Annotated in this window: 18 protein-coding genes and 1 pseudogene; 14 read left to right on the forward strand and 5 right to left on the reverse strand. The window is 61.0% G+C overall.

Annotated elements, in window-relative coordinates; translation table 11 throughout:
* From VF672_RS10390 to VF672_RS10410, 5 genes are all read left to right on the forward strand, one after another.
* Nucleotides 1-334: hypothetical protein (locus VF672_RS10390; protein ID WP_331104359.1), on the forward strand; the 334-nt coding region annotated here is incomplete at its 5' end.
* Between the two features lie 218 nt (nt 335-552).
* Nucleotides 553-2,256 carry a circadian clock protein KaiC gene (gene kaiC, locus VF672_RS10395; protein ID WP_331104361.1) on the forward strand — a complete coding sequence of 568 codons (1,704 nt, stop codon included), beginning with the start codon at nt 553-555 and terminating at the stop codon, nt 2,254-2,256.
* Nucleotides 2,253-2,585, forward strand: a complete 333-nt coding sequence (locus tag VF672_RS10400; RefSeq protein ID WP_331104363.1) for a circadian clock KaiB family protein — start codon at nt 2,253-2,255, stop codon at nt 2,583-2,585. The genes kaiC and VF672_RS10400 overlap by 4 nt, the downstream gene beginning before the upstream one ends.
* Nucleotides 2,582-2,914 (forward strand): circadian clock KaiB family protein, encoded by a 333-nt coding sequence (locus VF672_RS10405; RefSeq protein WP_331104366.1) that lies wholly within the window; start codon nt 2,582-2,584, stop codon nt 2,912-2,914. Before VF672_RS10400 ends, VF672_RS10405 begins: the two co-directional genes overlap by 4 nt.
* The gene (locus tag VF672_RS10410; protein ID WP_331104368.1) at nt 2,911-4,542 is read left to right on the forward strand and encodes a response regulator; all 1,632 of its coding nucleotides are present in this window, start codon (nt 2,911-2,913) and stop codon (nt 4,540-4,542) included. Before VF672_RS10405 ends, VF672_RS10410 begins: the two co-directional genes overlap by 4 nt.
* Before the next feature lie 96 nt (nt 4,543-4,638).
* On the opposite strand, the gene VF672_RS10415 is transcribed toward VF672_RS10410, so the two are convergent.
* The gene (locus tag VF672_RS10415) at nt 4,639-5,631 is read right to left on the reverse strand and encodes a GntR family transcriptional regulator (protein WP_331104415.1); all 993 of its coding nucleotides are present in this window, start codon (nt 5,629-5,631) and stop codon (nt 4,639-4,641) included.
* 343 nt (nt 5,632-5,974) lie between these two features.
* Between VF672_RS10415 and VF672_RS10420 the strand changes: the two are divergent.
* From VF672_RS10420 to VF672_RS10455, 8 genes and pseudogenes are all read left to right on the forward strand, one after another.
* Nucleotides 5,975-7,353: pseudogene (locus VF672_RS10420) on the forward strand (amidase).
* A 45-nt stretch (nt 7,354-7,398) separates the two neighbouring features.
* A complete protein-coding gene (locus VF672_RS10425) occupies nt 7,399-8,280 on the forward strand; it encodes a polysaccharide deacetylase (protein ID WP_331104370.1) in 882 nt (293 codons plus the stop codon).
* A 27-nt stretch (nt 8,281-8,307) separates the two neighbouring features.
* Entirely contained in the window at nt 8,308-9,648 is a 1,341-nt protein-coding gene (locus VF672_RS10430; RefSeq protein WP_331104372.1) for an MFS transporter, read from the forward strand.
* A 10-nt stretch (nt 9,649-9,658) separates the two neighbouring features.
* Nucleotides 9,659-10,420 carry an SDR family oxidoreductase gene (locus VF672_RS10435; RefSeq protein WP_331104374.1) on the forward strand — a complete coding sequence of 254 codons (762 nt, stop codon included), beginning with the start codon at nt 9,659-9,661 and terminating at the stop codon, nt 10,418-10,420.
* A 45-nt stretch (nt 10,421-10,465) separates the two neighbouring features.
* A complete protein-coding gene (locus VF672_RS10440) occupies nt 10,466-11,212 on the forward strand; it encodes an SDR family NAD(P)-dependent oxidoreductase (protein ID WP_331104376.1) in 747 nt (248 codons plus the stop codon).
* A gap of 19 nt (nt 11,213-11,231) precedes the next feature.
* Nucleotides 11,232-11,531, forward strand: coding sequence for a hypothetical protein (locus VF672_RS10445; RefSeq protein WP_331104378.1), 300 nt, complete (start codon nt 11,232-11,234; stop codon nt 11,529-11,531).
* On the forward strand, nt 11,528-12,532 hold the full coding sequence (locus VF672_RS10450) for a GTP-binding protein (protein ID WP_331104380.1): 1,005 nt from the start codon (nt 11,528-11,530) through the stop codon (nt 12,530-12,532). The genes VF672_RS10445 and VF672_RS10450 overlap by 4 nt, the downstream gene beginning before the upstream one ends.
* On the forward strand, nt 12,529-13,731 hold the full coding sequence (locus VF672_RS10455; RefSeq protein ID WP_331104382.1) for an ABC transporter substrate-binding protein: 1,203 nt from the start codon (nt 12,529-12,531) through the stop codon (nt 13,729-13,731). The genes VF672_RS10450 and VF672_RS10455 overlap by 4 nt, the downstream gene beginning before the upstream one ends.
* 49 nt (nt 13,732-13,780) lie before the next feature.
* Here VF672_RS10455 and VF672_RS10460 read toward each other — a convergent pair whose 3' ends face one another.
* Genes VF672_RS10460 through galB form a run of 3 tightly spaced genes read right to left on the reverse strand, consistent with a single transcriptional unit; the run spans nt 13,781 to nt 16,323 of the window.
* Nucleotides 13,781-14,866, reverse strand: a complete 1,086-nt coding sequence (locus VF672_RS10460) for a 4-oxalomesaconate tautomerase (protein ID WP_331104384.1) — start codon at nt 14,864-14,866, stop codon at nt 13,781-13,783.
* Between the two features lie 3 nt (nt 14,867-14,869).
* On the reverse strand, nt 14,870-15,586 hold the full coding sequence (locus tag VF672_RS10465; RefSeq protein WP_331104386.1) for a 4-carboxy-4-hydroxy-2-oxoadipate aldolase/oxaloacetate decarboxylase: 717 nt from the start codon (nt 15,584-15,586) through the stop codon (nt 14,870-14,872).
* Nucleotides 15,583-16,323: a 4-oxalmesaconate hydratase gene (gene galB / locus VF672_RS10470; protein WP_331104388.1), complete on the reverse strand. Its 741-nt coding sequence runs from the start codon at nt 16,321-16,323 to the stop codon at nt 15,583-15,585. The genes VF672_RS10465 and galB overlap by 4 nt, the downstream gene beginning before the upstream one ends.
* A 122-nt stretch (nt 16,324-16,445) precedes the next feature.
* On the opposite strand from galB, the gene VF672_RS10475 reads away from it, so the two are divergent.
* Nucleotides 16,446-17,684: a LysR family transcriptional regulator gene (locus tag VF672_RS10475; protein WP_331104391.1), complete on the forward strand. Its 1,239-nt coding sequence runs from the start codon at nt 16,446-16,448 to the stop codon at nt 17,682-17,684.
* On the opposite strand, the gene VF672_RS10480 is transcribed toward VF672_RS10475, so the two are convergent.
* Nucleotides 17,645-18,916: a gallate dioxygenase gene (locus VF672_RS10480; protein ID WP_331104393.1), complete on the reverse strand. Its 1,272-nt coding sequence runs from the start codon at nt 18,914-18,916 to the stop codon at nt 17,645-17,647. The genes VF672_RS10475 and VF672_RS10480 overlap by 40 nt on opposite strands.

Here is an 18,916-nt window from a genome sequence, read left to right on the forward strand (position 1 = left end):
GAATTCAGATCTGACGGAAGAAGAGATGCGTCGCGCGCTGTTCGGCGGCAGCGAATCCCCAACACCAGCCATTACCCAGACGCCTGTTGAGGAAACGGTTCCGGAGGTGGTCTTCGTGCCGCCGGTCAAGCCGTCCAAACCCAAGGCTTCTGCCAAGGCGTTCACGCCGCGGCTAAAGGTGACGCTGAGAGTCGGCAACGAGTTTGAAGGCCAAATGCACGAAATAACTCACGAAGCTGACACGTTGAGTTCTTTGCTGGCCGAGCAGGAGGCAGTCAAAGCGGCCAGAAAGAAATTCCGCTACGTGGACGTGGTCTCAGTCAAATCGATGTAACGCTCATCCAGACACACATCCAGGCATGCCGCCGAGAAGCGCTTGCACCCGTGTCCGATCCTGGACATGAGAGATGCGCTTGGCAGTGCTGCTCCAATACCAGCAACGCCGGTTGGGGGCGCTTTTTCTGTACAAAGCCAAGTGCTTGTATAGAATCTTTCAGCCGCAGCCGCCAATCGCTGCGCACGGCACTTAATCAAGCATTCTGAGAGTCGCTATTGAATACTATCTCCCCCTCACACCACTTAAATCCTCCCCAGTTGCGAAAAGCGGCCACGGGCATAGAGGGTCTCGATGATGTTTTGATGGGCGGGATACCGGACGGCAGGCCGACACTGGTCTGCGGATCTGCAGGCTGCGGGAAAACCCTGTTCGGCATGACATTCCTGGTCAAAGGGGTGAGTGATCACGGGGAAACCGGTGTCTTCATGAGTTTCGAGGAGCGGGCGAGCGATCTGGTCGAAAACGTAGAGTCTCTGGGCTTCGATCTGCAGACACTGGTTGACGCTAAAAAGATCGTCATTGACCACATCTACGTCGACCGCAGTGAAATCGAAGAAACCGGTGATTACGACCTTGAGGGCCTGTTCCTGCGTCTTGGTTATGCCATCGACAGCGTCGGCGCGAAACGCGTTGTGCTGGACACCATCGAGGCGCTTTTCTCCAGTTTCAAAGACACCGCCATCCTCCGTGCCGAATTAAGGCGGCTGTTCTATTGGCTGAAAGAGCGGGGCGTTACCACGATCATTACGGGGGAGCGGGGCGACGGCAACTTAACCCGGTACGGCATCGAGGAATACGTCTCCGACTGCGTGATATTGCTGGATAACCGGGTGGTCGATCAGATCACCACGCGCCGGTTGCGCGTCGTCAAATACCGTGGCTCGGCGCATGGAACCAATGAATATCCGTTCTTCATTGACGAGCACGGCCTGACCGTCCTGCCGATCACCGCCGCAGGACTGAACCACATCTCGTCCCAGGGCATCGTTCCAACCGGTATTCACGGCCTGGACTCCATGTTGTCCAAAGGTGGCTACTACGAGGGGTCCAGTGTGCTGGTGTCAGGGCTCGCTGGCACGGGCAAGACGACCTTCGCCGCCAGCTTCGTTGATGCGTGTTGCTCCCGGAATGAGCGTTGCCTGTATTTCTCGTTCGAAGAATCCGAAAATCAATTGCTGCGAAACATGGGGTCTGTGGGCATTGATCTGGGCAAATACCGTGACAGCGGCCTGCTGAAAATCGAGTCAACACGTCCCAGCGTCTTCGGCCTTGAAGTCCACTTGGCTCGCTTGCACCGCGAGATCAAGGATTTCGCCCCCCATGCGGTGATCATCGACCCGATCTCGGCGTTCAGGGGCCCTGAGTCGGAGGTCCACGCGACGCTGCTGCGCCTTGTCGACCTTCTCAAATCCCGGGGCATCACCGCCGTGTTCTGCAGCCTCGCTGACGGCGCCGCCCGATCACCCGGACTGGAGCGGGAAATCTCATCATTGATGGATACCTGGATTTCACTCACCAACGTTGAAGCCGACGGCGAACACAACAGGCTGCTCTTCGTTCTGAAATCTCGTGGTATGGGGCACTCCAACCAGGTCCGCGAGTATCAGATCGGCGATCAGGGCATCAACCTGATGAAGCCTTACATTGGCCCCAATGGCGTGCTGACGGGTACCGCTCGACTGAGACAAGAGGCTCTGGAAAAGCGCGCCGCTGCCTCTCAGGCAGAAGCGGTTGTGCGGCGCAAGCGCGAGGTCGCCAATAAGCGGCTTGATCTTGAACGGCAAATCGCAGCGATGCGCGCCGAACTTGATGCTCAGGATCGGGATGAGGCCTACCTGTCCACCGATGAAGCGAATCAGACAACGGCAGACGATCTGACCCGCAAAGACCTGGCGACTGCACGGGGATTCATCGAGTGAGCACCGAACCGAAAAGCATTGACCCTACGCTCTCAGGTGATGACGGCCATTACGCCTTGCGTTTGTATGTCGCGGGGCAGACGCCACGGTCTGTTATCGCCCTGGCCAACCTCAAGAACATCTGCGAAACCTATCTCGCCGGTTGCTACAGCATTGAAGTCATCGACCTGCGGGAATACCCGCAACTGGCCGCAGGGGATCAGATCCTCGCGCTCCCCACGTTGGTGAGGCACCTGCCCACACCTCTCGTGAAAATAATCGGGGACCTGTCCAATACTGAAAAGGTATTGGTTGGCCTTGATATTCGGCCAAAGCAGACCGGCGCGTGAACCCTGAGCCGGGAGTACCGGATGGCCCTTCTTTGGGCAAGGTCGTACAGCACTTGAGGTTGTATATCTCCGGCAATACGCCGCGGTCTTCTTTCGCTGTGCAGCAACTCAAGTCGGTCTGCGAGGCGCACCTGGCCGGCCTTTATGTTCTGGAAGTGATCGATATCTACCAAAACAGGCTTGCCGCGCGTGACGACGATATTCTTGCCGTGCCGACGCTGTTAAAGATCGATCCCGACTTCAACCGAAGGCTGATTGGCGACCTGTCCGATGTAAAAAAACTCAAGCTTTTCCTCGGAATTGCTGCCAGCAGTGAGCCTCTGCCGTGATCAGTCGCCCTCCCGAAATGACAGACTCGCAGTACATGGAGCTATTGACGCTGCGGCTGGATGAAGCAGAGGACGTGCTGGAGGCGATCCGAACCGGCAGCGTCGACGCGCTGTTGATCCAGGGTGACCAGGGCGAAACGGTCTACACGCTTGATCATGCGGACAAGCCGTATCGGCTGCTCGTCGAGCAGATGCAGGAAGGCGCGGTCACCATCTCCGCCGACGGGGTCGTGCTTTATGCGAACCAGCGGTTCGGTGACATCATGTCGTCCCCGCTCGACAGGCTGTTTGGGGGCTCGTTCCAGCAATACATATCCACCACTGACCGCCACAGGTTCACGCACTACCTGTCAGACCCAGCTGAGAAGAACTTCCGCCGCGAGGTCTCGATCAGCCGCTGTGACGGCAGGTCCTTCCCGGGGTACCTGTCCTTCAGCAGGCTGCCTGCCGACTATTCGGGCGAGGCGGTGTTTTGTGGCGTGGTTACTGATCTCACTGAGCAAAAGCTGATGGAAACCCGACTCCATCAGTCCCAGAAGATGGAAGCCCTGGGGCAGCTGACAGGTGGGCTCGCCCATGACTTCAATAACCTGCTTCAAGCCATCCAGGGCAGCTTCGACCTGATTATTCGCAGGCCGGATTCGGAAAAAGTACCCCGATGGGCAGACAGCGGCCTGAGGGTTGCCGACAGAGGCGCCAAGCTCACGGCCCAACTGCTGGCTTTCTCGCGTTCACAGAAACTTGAGCTCACGACCTGTTCGGTCAATCGGGTGATCGCCGGCATGTCTGACCTGCTGCTGACCACAATCGGTCAGGACATCAGCCTCGCTCTGGCACTGGACTCGGCGGATAACAACGTCCTCACCGACCCGGTTCAGCTGGAACTCGCCATCCTGAACCTGACCATCAACGCCAGAGACGCCATGTCCGGGTCCGGGCAGCTGCGGATTACCACGCGTCATCAACAAGTCCATGAATTTCTCGATTCGGCTCATGGCTTTCTTGAGGTCTGCGTGGTGGACACCGGCGTGGGCATGAGCGATGAAACCCGCTTGAATGCGTTCAATCCGTTTTTCACCACCAAAGACGTCGGTCAAGGCACAGGGCTTGGGTTGTCTCAAGTCGAGAGCATCGTGCAGCAGTCGGGCGGGGCGGTGAGCATTCAGTCCGCCGAGGGCGCCGGCACGACGATACGCCTGGTGTTTCCATGCAGCGACACCCTGCAGCAAATCGAGGGCAGCGCCGACGAGCCAGCGCTCATCGCGCCCTCGAATCTGAGGGTGCTCGTGGTTGATGATGACGATGAAGTGCGAGGAATGCTCGTGGAAATGCTCGGCCTGCTTGATCACGCCGTCATCGAAGCCTCCTCAGGCCCTGCCGGGCTGGAAGCGTTCCGCGAGCACGAACTGGACCTGGTGATTCTGGACTTTGCCATGCCAGGCATGAACGGCGCTCAGGTCGCCCATGAGCTGCAACAGATAGACGGCAAGACGCGGATCCTCTTCGTCAGCGGCTACTCCGACACGGCCCAGCTGCGCAATGTGATGAACGCCAATACCTCGCTGCTGCGCAAACCCTTCACGACGGTGGAGCTGGAGCGGACGGTCGCTGAAATCTTTCGGCTGTAATAAGCGACAGGCGCGCGGGTCACCGTGCCCGGGCAGCATCCGGCCGTCGGGATGCGATGGGTGACCCTGTTCGCAGCTCTTCTGGCGAGGGCGTCCTCAGCTCAACCGGGTCAGATACCCCGGTACTTCCTGTTCGGGCAGCACCGACAGCACTTTCAACCGTTGAAGCATGCGCACCCGAGCGCGGGTCAGATGTTCTTTCAAGTTCAGCGCAGCGGCATCAAATGCGCCATGCAGCAGCAATTCAAGGATGAGGCGATGCTCGGCAAGCATCGCCTCATCAGGGCCTATGCCCAGCTGACTGTGAAAGATCCGGCCGATAATCATCGGGCTCTGGCCTTGGCGGATCAGCATGGCGATCTTGCGATTGCCAAGACCCGCCAGGCAATGGTGGTGCAGGTCTTCCTCGATCCGCTCGATCTCGGCGAGGGTGCACTGGTCACTGTCCTGAGCGGCAGTCACCCTCGCCAGCATTGCCTCAAGGGTTTCACGACTCAGGTGGGGCGCAGTCTGGCGTAGCGCTTCGGGCTCAAGGCACGCTCGCAGTTCGTAGTCTTCGGTGATTTCCCGGGCAGTCAGTGGGCCTGCAAGCCATTGTGAGTACGGCTCCTTTTCCACCAGGCCGCGATCACGCAGGCGCATCAGCGCTTCACGCACCACGGCGCGGCTTACGCCGTAATGCTCGGCTGCGTTTTGCTCATCCAGGCGATAGTGACCGAAGGCAATGCAGGCGGACAGCGCGGCGCCGATCTCGTCATACATCCGCTCGCCGAGCGGCCGGGTGTCAACCAGCTCTTCGGCGGCGTCCAGGCCAAACTGCCTGTGAGTCAGGGTCAGGCGCAAAGGCTCGACAGGCGTGGCGTCCGGGTTGACCAGATAGCCACGCCCGTCAAAGCGGCTGATCAGCCCCTCGTCGTGCAGCAGGTTCAGCGCCCTGCGAACAGGGACGCGGCTGGTGCCGAACAGCTCGGCCAGTGGTGCTTCAAGCAGCACCAGGCCGCGAGCGGCGGCGCCATTGACGATTGCATCGCGCAACACCTGACGAATCATGGCGTAGCGTGACGCGGTGCGCGAATCCTCTGCAGGCATCAATCTCATACGCTTCTCAAACAAACGGACGGCGATTCTCGCACAAGTACAATTGTCACCGGGGGCAACGTTGTCGTGCTCGCTGATGGGGCCGATGTTACCTATCTGCACCAAAACGTATCTTTCAGAAAAGATACATTCGTCTCGCCTTGGTGGACCAGGCTGCGAGGGGCGGTGTCGTTTGTGTCCTGCACGCCATTCGCGAAAGGCTCATTCCGCAAGGCCCGGTTAAAAGAGCAGGGAACCCTCCCTTCAACGTTGCACGGCGGCGATGACCACGTTGGCACGCTTTCTGCCTTTGTAGAATGTACATTTTAGTAGAATGTACGTTTAGGGTGGCAAGATGTCGGAAATCAATCACGTTCAGTCAAACCGCTACGCTGATGCCATCGCCATGGGCGAGTCGTTCGCGTGCGGTGCGAGCGATCCGGTCCAGGCGCTGGACGCCGCGCTGTCGCAATCTGCAACCGTCGCGCATGTGTTCACATCCTTTTGCGGTGACCGGGCGCGTCGTGAGGCCCTTGCCTCCGCTGCGCGCTGGAAGGCCGGGCAACCGTTAAGCCGCCTTGATGGCGTGCCGATTGCCTGGAAGGACCTGTTCGACGTGGCGGGCAGCGTCACCACCGCTGCCGCATCCATTCGCCGGCATATCTCGCCCGCGTTGCTCGACGCGCACTCCGTTGGCCTGCTGAGCCGGGCCGGCGTGGTCAGTGTCGGCAAGACCAACCTCAGCGAGTTTGCCTATTCCGGCCTTGGCCTCAACCCGCATTTCGGTACGCCGGTCAATCCGTATTCTCCCGATCAGCCGCGCATTCCCGGCGGGTCATCCTCGGGTTCGGCAGTTGCTGTTGCGGCCGGTATCGTGCCGATTGCCATGGGCACCGACACCGCCGGTTCTATCCGTATTCCTGCCGCCTTCAACGGTCTGGTCGGCTATCGCAGCAGTTGCAAGCGCTACAGCCGCGATGGCGTTTTTCCGCTGGCCCACACCCTCGACAGCCTGGGGCCGCTGGCCCACAGCGTGCGTGATGTGCTGGCCATCGACGATATTTTGCGGGCGCGCAGCCAACCCACCTCCCTGATACCCGCGCGTTGACCGGGCAACGGTTCCGGGTGGATGAGGCCATCCTTTTCGATGAGCGTACCGAGCCCGCCGTGCGTGACAACCTGCTGCGCTGCCTGACCCGACTCGAAGAAGCGGGCGCCATCATCGAACTGCGTCCTTGTGCGGCGTTTCAAGCGACGCTGGCGTTGATCGAACAGCAGGGCTGGCTTGGATCCGCCGAAGCGTTTGCGCTGCATCAACCACTGCTCGACAGCGCTGCCGCCGAGCAGCTCGATCCTCGCGTTCGCCGTCGCCTCGAAGCGGCCCGGCATTTTCCCGCCAGCCAGCTGATCAACCTCTACAGCGCTCGCGAGCGCCTGCAACAGCAACTCACTGAAGAGCTGGATGGCGCTTTTTTAATAACACCAAGCGTCGCCCATGTGGCTCCGCCTCTGGCGCCACTGGAGATCGATGACGAGCTGTTCACACGAACCAACCTGGCGACGCTGCGCCTGACCATGCCGGGCAGCCTGTTGGACCTGCCCGGCGTCTCGCTGCCCAGCGGCCACGATGCACTCGGCCTGCCGACGGGGCTGCTTGTCAGCGCGCCGGCTGGCGAAGATTCACGGCTCTTGCGCGCTGCGCTGGCCGTTGAAGCTGCATTGACATTCACCTGAGTCACCGCTCGAAAACCGATTTGATTAACCCGCAGGAGAACGATCATGGCTAAAGAAATTCTGTGTGCATTCGGGGTCGATGTTGACGCCGTTGCCGGCTGGTTGGGTTCGTATGGCGGCGAAGATTCGCCAGACGATATTTCCCGTGGTCTGTTTGCCGGGGAAATCGGCGCGCCGCGCCTGCTCAAGCTCTTCGAGCGTTACGGCCTGCGCACGACCTGGTTCGTCCCGGGTCACTCAATGGAGACGTTTCCCGAGCAAATGAAAGCGGTGGCAGACGCCGGGCATGAAATCGGCGTCCACGGATACAGCCACGAAAACCCGATTGCGATGACCCCCGAGCAGGAAGAAATCGTCCTCGACAAGTCGATTGAACTGATCACGCAAATGACCGGCAAGCGTCCGACCGGGTACGTCGCGCCGTGGTGGGAGTTCAGCAAGGTCACCAATGAGTTGCTATTGAAAAAGGGCATCAAGTACGACCACAGCCTGATGCACAACGACTTCCATCCCTACTACGTCCGGGTGGGCGACAGCTGGACCAAGATCGATTACAGCCAGCACCCCGACACCTGGATGAAACCTCTGGTCCGCGGCCAGGAAACCGATCTCGTGGAAATTCCGGCCAACTGGTACCTCGACGACCTGCCGCCGATGATGTTCATCAAGAAAGCGCCCAACAGCCACGGTTTCGTCAATCCACGTCACCTGGAAGAGATGTGGCGCGATCAGTTCGACTGGGTCTACCGCGAGCACGAACACGCCGTGTTCACCATGACCATTCACCCCGATGTATCGGGCCGCCCCCAGGTCCTGCTGATGCTGGAGCGGCTGATTGAGCATATCCAGAGTCACGCGGGCGTGAAGTTCGTCACCTTCGATGAAATCGCCGACGACTTTGTCCGCCGTAATCCCCGTAACCACTGATTGCTCCTTCATTCCGAGGCGTGACCCATGTCCCTCTACAACAAGCTTGATCTGACCGGCTGGAAACCCCAGCCACTGACCTCCGAGCAGGTGCGCTATGCCACCTGGATCGCGTTTTTCGCATGGGTCTTTGCGGTGTACGACTTCATCCTGTTTGGCACGCTGTTGCCGGAAATCGGTCGTCATTTCAATTGGGGGGAAGCTGAACAGGCAGAAATCGCAACCTGGGCTGCCGTAGGTACAGCCGTCATTGCGCTAGCCATCGGGCCATTGGTCGATCGCCTCGGACGACGCATGGGCATTATTTTCACCGTGACAGGCTCGGCCATCTGCTCGGCACTGACCGCGCTGGGCGGATCGTGGGGCAAGTCGCCGCTTATTCTGATTCGCTCGCTGAGCGGGCTGGGTTACGCCGAAGAAACGGTCAACGCGACGTATCTAAGCGAAATCTACGCGGCCTCCGAAGACCCCAAACTGGCCAAGCGCCGTGGTTTTATCTACAGCCTGGTGCAAGGCGGCTGGCCGGTGGGTGCGCTCATCGCAGCAGGCCTGACGGCGGTATTGCTGCCCGTCATTGGCTGGCAGGGCTGCTTCGTGTTCGCCGCGATCCCGGCGCTGGTCATTGCTTTCATGGCGCGCAAGCTCAAGGAAAGCCCGCAGTTCCAGATCCACCAACGCATCACTCAGCTGCGCAAAGCCGGTGAAGTGGCGCAGGCCCAATCGGTGGCCCAGACCTACGGCGTGGATTATGAAGAGCATCGCACGGCGGGTCTGGGCGCAGCGTTTCGCGGAACCTCGCGACGGGCGACGCTGGTGATCGGCGCCGCCATTCTGCTGAACTGGGCGGCCATCCAGGTGTTCAGCGTGTTGGGCACCTCGGTCATCGTCAGCGTGCACCACATCTCGTTTGAAAACTCGCTGATCATTCTCGTCCTGTCGAACCTGGTGGGTTACTGCGGTTATCTCAGCCACGGCTGGATGGGCGACAAGATCGGCCGTCGCAATGTCATCGGGCTGGGCTGGATGCTCGGTGGTCTGTCCTTTGCCGGCATGCTCTATGGCCCCAGCAACATGCCGACGGGGGTCGGGCTCTACAGCCTGGGCCTGTTCTTCCTGATCGGCCCCTATTCGGCGGCATTGTTCTTCATCAGCGAGAGCTTCCCCACCAGCATCCGTGCCACCGGCGGCGCGATCATCCACGCCATGGGCCCGATAGGCGCCGTGGTCGCAGGCTTTGGCGCGACGTCGGTACTCAGCGCCGGTGGCGACTGGCAGACCTCGGCGCTGTATTTCGGAGCCTTACCGTGCTTTCTCTCTGGCGCGCTGATGTTCGCCGCACGGCACGTGCGCCCGGAAACCGTGAAATAAGGAGGACGACATGACCCGTAAAGTAGCGTTTATCACCGGTGCCGCCAGCGGCATTGGTCAGGCATTGGCTGTGGCCTTCGCCAGACAGGGTGTGGCCGTGGTCGGCGGGTATTTCCCGGCCGATCCCCATGACCCGGACATCACCACCCGCTTGGTGCAAGAGGCAGGCGGCGAATGCCTGATGGGGCCGCTGGACGTCACCGACACATCGTCTGTGGATGCGTTGGCGCAGAGGGCGGTCAGTACCTTTGGCCGCATCGATTACGCCGTTGCCAACGCAGGACTGTTGCGTCGTGCGCCGTTGCTGGAGATGACCGACGAGCGCTGGAACGAGATGCTCGACGTCGACCTGACCGGCGTCATGCGCACCTTTCGCGCGGCCGCCCGGCACATGGGAGAGGGCGGTTCGATGGTGGCGATTTCATCGATTGCCGGCGGCGTCTACGGTTGGCAGGACCACGCGCACTACGCGGCGGCCAAGGCAGGTGTTCCGGGATTGTGCCGTTCTCTGGCGGTTGAGCTGGCGAGCAAGGGCATTCGCTGCAACGCGGTGATTCCCGGCTTGATAGAGACCCCGCAATCGCTGGACAGCAAAAACTCCCTTGGTCCTGAAGGCCTGGCCAAAGCGGCCAAAGCCATTCCGCTGGGGCGCGTCGGCCGCGCGGATGAAGTGGCTTCGTTGGTGCGGTTTTTGTGCAGCGACGAGTCCAGTTACCTGACCGGGCAGAGCATCGTGATCGATGGCGGCCTCACGGTGCGTTGGCCGGAGTGAGGGGTTTTCCTGTGCCGGCTTGCGAATAGATTCGAGGAGGTCTTTATGCAACTGAAGGACAAACGCGTGGTAATCACAGGCGCAGGCAGTGGGATCGGTGCGGCCATCGCTCGGGCTTATGCCGAGCAGGGCGCCCGGCTGGTGCTGGGGGACCGCAATCCGCTGACCCTGGCAGACACCGTCCGTATATGCCGCGAGCTGGGTGCCGACGTTCACGAAAGCGTCGCTGACGTCGGAACGGTGGAGGGCGCCCAAGCCAGCGTCGACACCTGTGTCGCGCATTTCGGTGGCATCGACATTCTGGTGAACAACGCCGGCATGCTCACGCAAGGGCGTTGCGTCGATCTCACCCTCGAGATGTGGAACGACATGCTGCGCGTCGACCTGACCAGCGTATTCGTCGCCAGCCAGCGCGCGTTGCCCCACATGCTGGCACAGCGCTGGGGGCGCATCATCAATGTCGCCTCTCAGTTGGGGATCAAGGGCGGTGCCGAGCTGACCCATTACGCAGCCGCCAAGGCAGGCGTCATTGGCTTTACCAAATCCCTGGCGCTGGAAGTGGCCAAGGATAATGTGCTGGTCAACGCGATCGCACCCGGCCCCATCGAAACACCGCTGGTGTCGGGTATCAGCAGCGCGTGGAAAACCGCCAAGGCGGCGGAGCTGCCACTGGGCCGTTTTGGCCTGGCCGAAGAGGTTGCGCCGGTCGCGGTATTGCTGGCCAGCGAGCCGGGGGGCAATTTATTCGTCGGGCAGACCCTGGGCCCCAATTCCGGCGACGTGATGCCATAACGCGAAGGAGCGAACCGCTATGTGTGGACTCTGCGGATTGCTGGGCGAGGATGTGCACTGGACCGATCCGTTGGGCGACGAGTTGCCGCGTCGTCGCGAGCGCTTGCGCCGCATCGCCGCGATCAACAAGGTGCTGGCACCGTTCCGGCTGAAGGTCGAAGACTTTCAAGGCGTGTCCTATCTGCTGCTCGGTGCCACCGGCAAGCAGGAGCTGGCCACAGGGCTTGAGCAACTCTGGCTGCGGGCTGAAGGGCTGATAGGTCGTCCACTGGACCCGCTGGACTCGCAACTGCTCGATCAACTGGAGCGTCAGGCATGAGCATCGCGCTTAACGTTATCACCGGCTTTCTGGGCAGCGGCAAAACCACGTTGCTCAAGCGCTTGCTCAGGGACGAGACCATGGGCGACACCGCGCTGCTGATCAACGAGTTCGGCGACGTCGGCATCGATCACTTGCTGGTGGAAGAGGTGGCGCCCGACACGGTGCTGCTGCCCAGCGGCTGCGTGTGCTGTTCCATTCGCGGCGAGTTGCGCGATGCCCTGGCCGGCCTGCTGGAACGTAGGGCACGGGGCGAAATCCCGGCGTTCCGTCGGGTGATCCTGGAGACTACCGGCCTTGCCGATCCGGCACCGATCCTCGCGACGCTGGCCAACGATCCGCACCTGCGCGGACGCTTTCATATTGGCCTGGTCGTCACGTTGGTCGACGCGACTCACTGGGCGCTGCAAGAGCGTTTGCATCCTGAGTGGATGGCGCAAGTCGCGGCCGCGGACCGGTTGCTCATCAGCAAGACCGACGTGGTCACCGATGAGCAGCAACGGGCGTTGCGCGCTCGATTGCAGGCGATCAATCCTGCGCCTGTTCTGGACACGGCCGAGGTTCATGGCGGCGATCAATTGCTGTTGGGCGAGGGACTGCGCAGCATCGAGCCTGCCAATGAGGTCTCGCGCTGGCAGTTGCACCGCGTGCAATCCACGTCGGCGCGCCATGGTGACGCCCAGGTGTGTTGCCTGACCTTCGAGCGGCCACTGGATTGGGTCGTGTTCGGGGTCTGGCTTTCCATGCTGTTAAGATGCCACGGCGAACGAATCCTCCGCGTCAAAGGACTGCTCAACGTGAACAACAGCCAGGCCCCCGTCGTCATCCATGGCGTGCAGCATTGCTTGCACGCGCCGGTGCATTTACCCGCCTGGCCCGACGAAGACCGCACATCACGGCTGGTGTTTATTCTTCGCGGGCTCGATGCAGATCGACTGCGCCGCTCGTTTGACGTATTCACCCAGCGCCTCTCGCCGGTGGCCAATGGAGCTGCGGCATGACCGTGACGCTTCGCGTGCTTGGCACTTCGGTCACACTGCTGGAGTCCCTCAGGGTACGTGCCGAACAGGAACTGGGCATCAAGCTGGTGTACCAGGTTCATGATATGCAGACCGCGCAGCGGATCGCCGTCATGCAACCCGACAGTTATGACCTTTATGATCAGTGGTTCCACAACATTGACTTCGTCTGGCCGGCCCGCGCCATTCAACCCATCGACACGCGTCGCATTGCCCTGTGGCACGAAATCAACGACCTGCCCAAGCGCGGCCGACTCTCGGTGAATGACAAGCTTGCCAGCGGAAGTGTGCCCAGCGACCGCCTGTTCGTGCAGCACGATGGCAGCCTCGGCAGCACCGTGAGCGAGCGCATCAGCATGTTGCCGCTGACCCATAACGCCGACAGTTTTGCCTATCGCCCGGAGCGTCTGCCCAAGGGGCTGACCGCCGAAAACGAAAGCTGGGGCTGGTTGCTCGATGCGGCGTGGGGCGGCCGCATTGCCTTGCAAAGCGATGCCGCGATCGGTGCGCTTGACGCCGCGCTGGCGGTGCAGGGCGCGGGCCTCGCGCAGTTCAAAGACATCGGCAATATGAGCATTGAGAACATCGACACGCTGGCCGACATCCTGGTACGCAAGCAGTCGGAAGGCATGTTTGGCGCGTTCTGGTCGGACGATGAGGAGGCCGCTGAACTGATGCTGCACCCGACCATCGACATCCAGAGTTTGTGGTCACCGACCCTGGTGCGACTGCACCGCGCCGGCGTCAAATACCGAGTGGCCGTGCCGCGCGAAGGTTACCGTGGCTGGTTCGGGGGTTTGTCGTTGTCCCGCCACGCAAAGGGTGCGGTGCTGGATGCTGCCTACGCCTATCTGAACTGGTGGTTGTCCGGCTGGCCGGGCGCGGTGATGGCGCGCCAGGGGTATTACATCGGTAACCCGGCACGCAGCCGTGATCACCTGAGTGCAGCGGAATGGGACTACTGGTACGCCGGCTTGCCTGCCCGCGAGCAACTGCTGGGCAGCGATGGTCTTGCGCTGATCGATGTCGGTGAAGTCCGCGATGGTGGCTCCTACGAACAGCGCATGGGTCATATCGCCGTGTGGAACGCGGTCATGGATGAACACAATTATCTGGTCCGGCGATGGACCGATATCCTGCGCGCGGGCAATAAGCGCTCGACCTCGACGGGGAAGGGATAGGCCTGCCGCGCGTCGTCTGAATACCGGGATCCTCCGTCCATTTTCCTGATCAGGTGGCCGTCGCCCTGAACGCCGATTGGCGCACGAAGACGCTGCCGTCGAAGATCAGTCGCGCAGTACGAACCAGACCGCAGCCGGCAAGGCTACCGTTATCCAGACGTAGCCGAACGCTGAATTCGCCGGTCGGGTGCTCGACTGAAAGATGCTGCTCGGCGGCGCCAGTGGTACGGGCCAGTCCCTCAACGACGGTCCCGGCGATCAGGCAGGCTGATGCCACGCTGACCGCACCAAAAACCCCGATGGACACGTGGCACTTGTGGGGTATGAAACTGCGGCTGCTGATCGCGCCACCTGCCATTGGCGCTGCGACCAGCACCATTTTCGGCACCGTTCGTTTTGCGACATCGCCCAGGTTCATCCGCGGACCAGCCTGCAGGCGAATGGACTCGATACGCTGCTTGAGATCGGTATTGGCGTCCAGGCTGCCGCAGCTTTCATAGCCTGTACAGCCCAGGTCGCTGGCGCGGATCAGTACCACCGGCATGCCATTGTCGACGCACGTGACGTCGATGCCATCGAAGCGGTCGATGGGCCTGCCGGTCGGCAGAAGCGCGCCGCAGCTGGACCCTGCGATGTCGTCGAACTCCACGATCACCGGCGCGGCGGAGCCGGGCACGCCGTCGATACTCACGTCGCCGTCGTAGCACACCTGTCCCTCGGGCGTGCTGATGAGCGCGGTTGCGGTCTGCCCGGTGTTCTCCATGTAAATCCTGACACAGGTTAGGTCGGTGCCGACGCTGACCAGTCCTCTCTCAATCGCAAAAGGGCCGACGCCCGCAAGAATATTCCCGCAGTTCTGGCCGTAGTCCACGCGCGCCTGATCCACCGCAACCTGAGCGAACAGATAGTCGACATCGACGCCTGGCCTGTCGGAGCGCCGAATGATTGCCACCTTGCTGGTCAATGAGTCAGCGCCGCCGAGGCCGTCGATCTGACGTGGATCGGGCGAGCCCATCGCCGCCAGCAGCACGTTGTCGCGCACCTGGACGTCAGCCGGGAGGTCGTCGGCGAGAAAATACGCCCCCTTGGACGTGCCGCCTCGGATGAGCAAACAAGGGATGCGGGCCTGGGCCATCCTTCAGTCCTCCAGTTGTTCAAGGGTGTCGTAGTACTTGAGGCCTTTTTCTGCCAGGCGCTCACGCATCGCGTAAATGTCCAGGCCCAGCTCACCGGCGGCCAGACGCAAGCGTTTCTGCTCTTCCAGACCGGCGCGTTGGCGGCTGCTTTCGACCACCTGGCTCAACTCGTCGCGCCGGACCACAACAACGCCGTCATCATCGGCCAGCACTACGTCTCCCGGATATACCAGTTGGCCCGCGCACACCACCGGGAGGTTCACCGAACCAAGGGTTTCCTTGATCGTGCCTTGCGCGTGGACGGCTCGTGACCAGACGTGGAAGCCCATCTCGCGCAACGTTTTGGTGTCACGAACACCGGCATCGATGATCAGGCCACGAACGCCCCGCGCCTGCAACGAGGTGGCGAGCAAATCGCCGAAGAACCCGTCGGTGCACGGTGAGCTGGGCGCGACGACCAGCACGTCGCCCGGTTGGCACTGCTCGACAGCGACATGAAACATCCAGTTGTCGCCCGGCGCGACCAGCACAGTCACCGCCGATCCGCTCATGGCGACCTCCTGCTGCACAGGACGAATACCGGAAGCCAGCAAGCCCTTGCGGCCCTGGGCTTCGTGTACGGTCGCGACGCCGTAACGCGTCAGCTCATCAATGAGCGCCGGCTCGGCACGCTGGATATTGCGCACGACGACGCCGGTTCTGCCAACGAGACGGCTCATCCCAGATGCTCCGTTACCCGAGGAAAGATGCTTTGGTAGCCTTCGCCGTAAATAATGTCCTTGCTGGCGGTGATACCGATGTTGCGTTTGGCCTGAACGCCGCGTTGCAGGGCAACACGGGTGTAGTACTCCCACAGGTGTTCTTGTCCGGCCATGCATTGGATTGCTGCGTACTTTTTGTCCCAGACCGAGGTGATGTCCAGCAGCACGTCGGGTTTCCACTCGCATTGTTCCGGTTGGTGAGGCTCGAAGCTGTAGACAGGCGGTGCGCCGATGATCTTTTCTCCCGGCCGGTAGCCTTCGGCCTGGGCGATGATGCGGGCTTCCTGCGCGAGGTGAATGGCCAGGGGATGATCGTAGTTATAAGGGTCCTTGAGCGAGTGACTCAGAACGAACGCCGGCTGAACCCTGCGATACACATCGGCCAGGCGAAACAACGTCTCCTCGTCGGCGCGCATCGGGTAATCGCCAATGTCAAAAAATTCGACGGTGGCGCCAAGAATGTCAGCGGCTGCCTGCGCTTCTTCACGGCGAGCTGCCTTGACCGTGCTTTCGGTCATCTCCGGGCCCTTGCGCCACAGCTTGGCCGACTCGCCGCGCTCGCCAAAAGACAGGCAGACAATGTGCACGGCGTAACCCTGCGCCGCGTGCAGGGCGATGGCGCCGCCTGCACGCCAGACGAAGTCCGCCGAGTGGGCGCTGACGATCAGGGCGGTTTTTTCAGTGACACTGTTCATGACGGGGCGGGCTCCCTTATTGATGTCACCGGATGCTGACAGGCTTGCCATTGACGGACTAATGCGTAAGGCTGGTGCAGCTATACGTTTTGTTTATTGGCTCTTGTTGCGGCGAGGCAACGATGTCTGACCCAGCGCTTCCACACCTGATGCAAATCCGTGCATTCATCCGCATTGCCGACGAGGGCAGCGTCTCTCGGGCCTCCGAGGTCCTGCTTCGCGCCCAGTCAGTGGTCACACGGGCCATTCGTGATCTGGAGCTCGGCCTCGGCGTTCCGCTGTTCGAACGCCATGCCAGCGGAATGCTGCTGACGCCTTACGGCAAAGCCGTCCTGCCCCGCGCCCGTCGAGTCATGACCGAACTCGAAGCCATCCCGGCAATCCTCGGCCATGCGCCACACGAGCCGCTTTACCTGCTTAACACCCGACGCCTGCAGATCTTCGTGAAACTGTGCGAAACCCAGCACATGCAGACCGTTGCGCGTTCGTTCGACCTCACGCAACCGGCCATCAGCGCTGCGCTGAAAATGCTCGAGGACGGTGCCGGTAAATCACTCTTTGAACGGACCGCCAGAGGTTTGCGGCCGACGCGGGCCAGCACCGATATTCTGTATCCGATACGCCGGGCCTTGAATGACCTGCGCCACATTGCGGCCGACATCGCAATGATCAAAGGGTCCGTGCAGGGGGTGGTGACGGTGGGGGCGCTGCCGCTGGGCCGTACGCGGATTCTGCCGGAAGCGATCGTGCGTCTGCTTGCCGACCATCCCGGGATACGCGTGGCAACCAACGAAAGTCCTTTCAATTTGCTGGCGCTTGAACTGCGGGCGGGGGATGTCGATTTCGTGCTGGGCGCCTTGCGGGCACAGGATTACGCCAGCGATTTGCATGGCGAAAAATTGCTCGGCGAAGAGATGGTGATTCTGGCGGGCCGTGGTCATCCGTGGCTGGAAAAAACAGTGACGCTGGATGACCTGAGCGCTGCCAGACTGGTCTTGCCCCGCGCGGATACGCCCGCCCGGTTGTTGCTGGAGGCTCACTTTGCAAGTTTGGGGCGGGCGTCCCCCGAGCCGGTCGTTGAGACCGGCGACATGGCTATCATCAGGGGCCTTTTGATGCGTTCAGACATGCTGGCAATCGTTTCCGAACACCAGCTTGAATACGAAATCGCCTCCGGCGAGTTGCAGCGTTTGTCGCTACAGTTGCAGGACACCCATCGATCCATCGGCTTGATCTATCGCACCAACGGCCTGCATTCGCCGGCCGCCGAGGCCCTGATCCAGAAAATCCGGCAGGTCGCGCAAGAGGTCGTCAGCGAAACTCAAGAACCCGGCGTGGGCGATTTTCCCGCGACCGAATAGGTGACTTGCTGATTGCGGGTTTTCTGGAACTCTTCCAGCGTCATGCCTTTCATGGCTGCGTAAATATGCAGGTTGGAAACGCCCACGACGGCACCGAGCTTTTCCAGCAGAAAGAAAATCACCCCGTGATGAATCAGGCCGCGCCAGTCCCGGTTTTCCACCAGCGCCTGCTCCTGGCTGGTGAGGTTGTGGTCTGCGAACAGCGGCTGGGGGTCTTCGAGAAACCGCTTGCGCCATGCCGGATCGATGAGGTTGTGCAGAAACCGATTGAGCCGATAGCCCTTGTGGCTGCGCTCCAGCGTAAACGGGTAGGTGCCCTCAAGCTTTTCCACGCCAGCCAGTTGATGACCCATGTGCTCGCGGTGTCGTTGCAGCACATCCACGGGAGCTGGTCGGGACTGGTTTTCCAGAAGCAGGGTGGCGATGCCGGTCATCGAGGGCAGGTAATAGTCCTGATGCAGAATATTCACGTTGGCTGACAGCGCGCCGCGCATGATCAACCAGGTAATCACTTCCGAGCCTTCCATGCCGCCCAGTGTGGCGTACTCGGCGAGGGTGATCTCGGTCAGGCGCTGAGGATCGTTGACGAACAGATCGACAAACTGCTCATCCCACTCAGGATTGTTGAAACCGCAACGCTCGCCATGGACTTGATGCGAAACACCGCCCGTGGCGACGATGGCGACATCAAGGTCCTCGGGATAGCTTTCAATCGCCCGCCGCAGCGCCTTGCCGAGGTTGTAACAGCGTTTGGCTGTCGGGATCGGGAACTGCAGAACGCCGACCTGCAGCGGCACCACCTCCACCGGCCAGCCGTCCTTGAACGGCATCAGTGCCGACATCGGCGAGAACAGGCCATGGTCGATAGGTTTGTCGCGGAAAAACGACATGTCGAATTCGTCCGCCATCAGGCTGTTGCCGATATGACGCGACAGCGCCGCGTGCCCGCCGATGGGCGGCAGGTCGCGTTTTCCGCCACCTTCATCAGCCACGTCATAGCGCTCATCAACGCCAAGGGCAAACGCCGAGTAGTGATCAAAAAAGAAGGACGTGACGTGGTCATTGAAGATGTAGAACAGCACATCCGGTTGCTTTTCCGCCAGCCAGCTCTTTATCGGCTCGAAGCTTTGGAAGATCGGCGCCCAGGCCGCTTCCTGCTGTTTGTCGTGATCGACCGCAAAGCCGATCGTCGGCGTGTGTGAGACGGCCAGTCCGCCGATTATTCGCGCCAT

Source organism: Pseudomonas sp. (assembly GCF_036387035.1).
In the GTDB taxonomy this organism is placed as follows: domain Bacteria; phylum Pseudomonadota; class Gammaproteobacteria; order Pseudomonadales; family Pseudomonadaceae; genus Aquipseudomonas.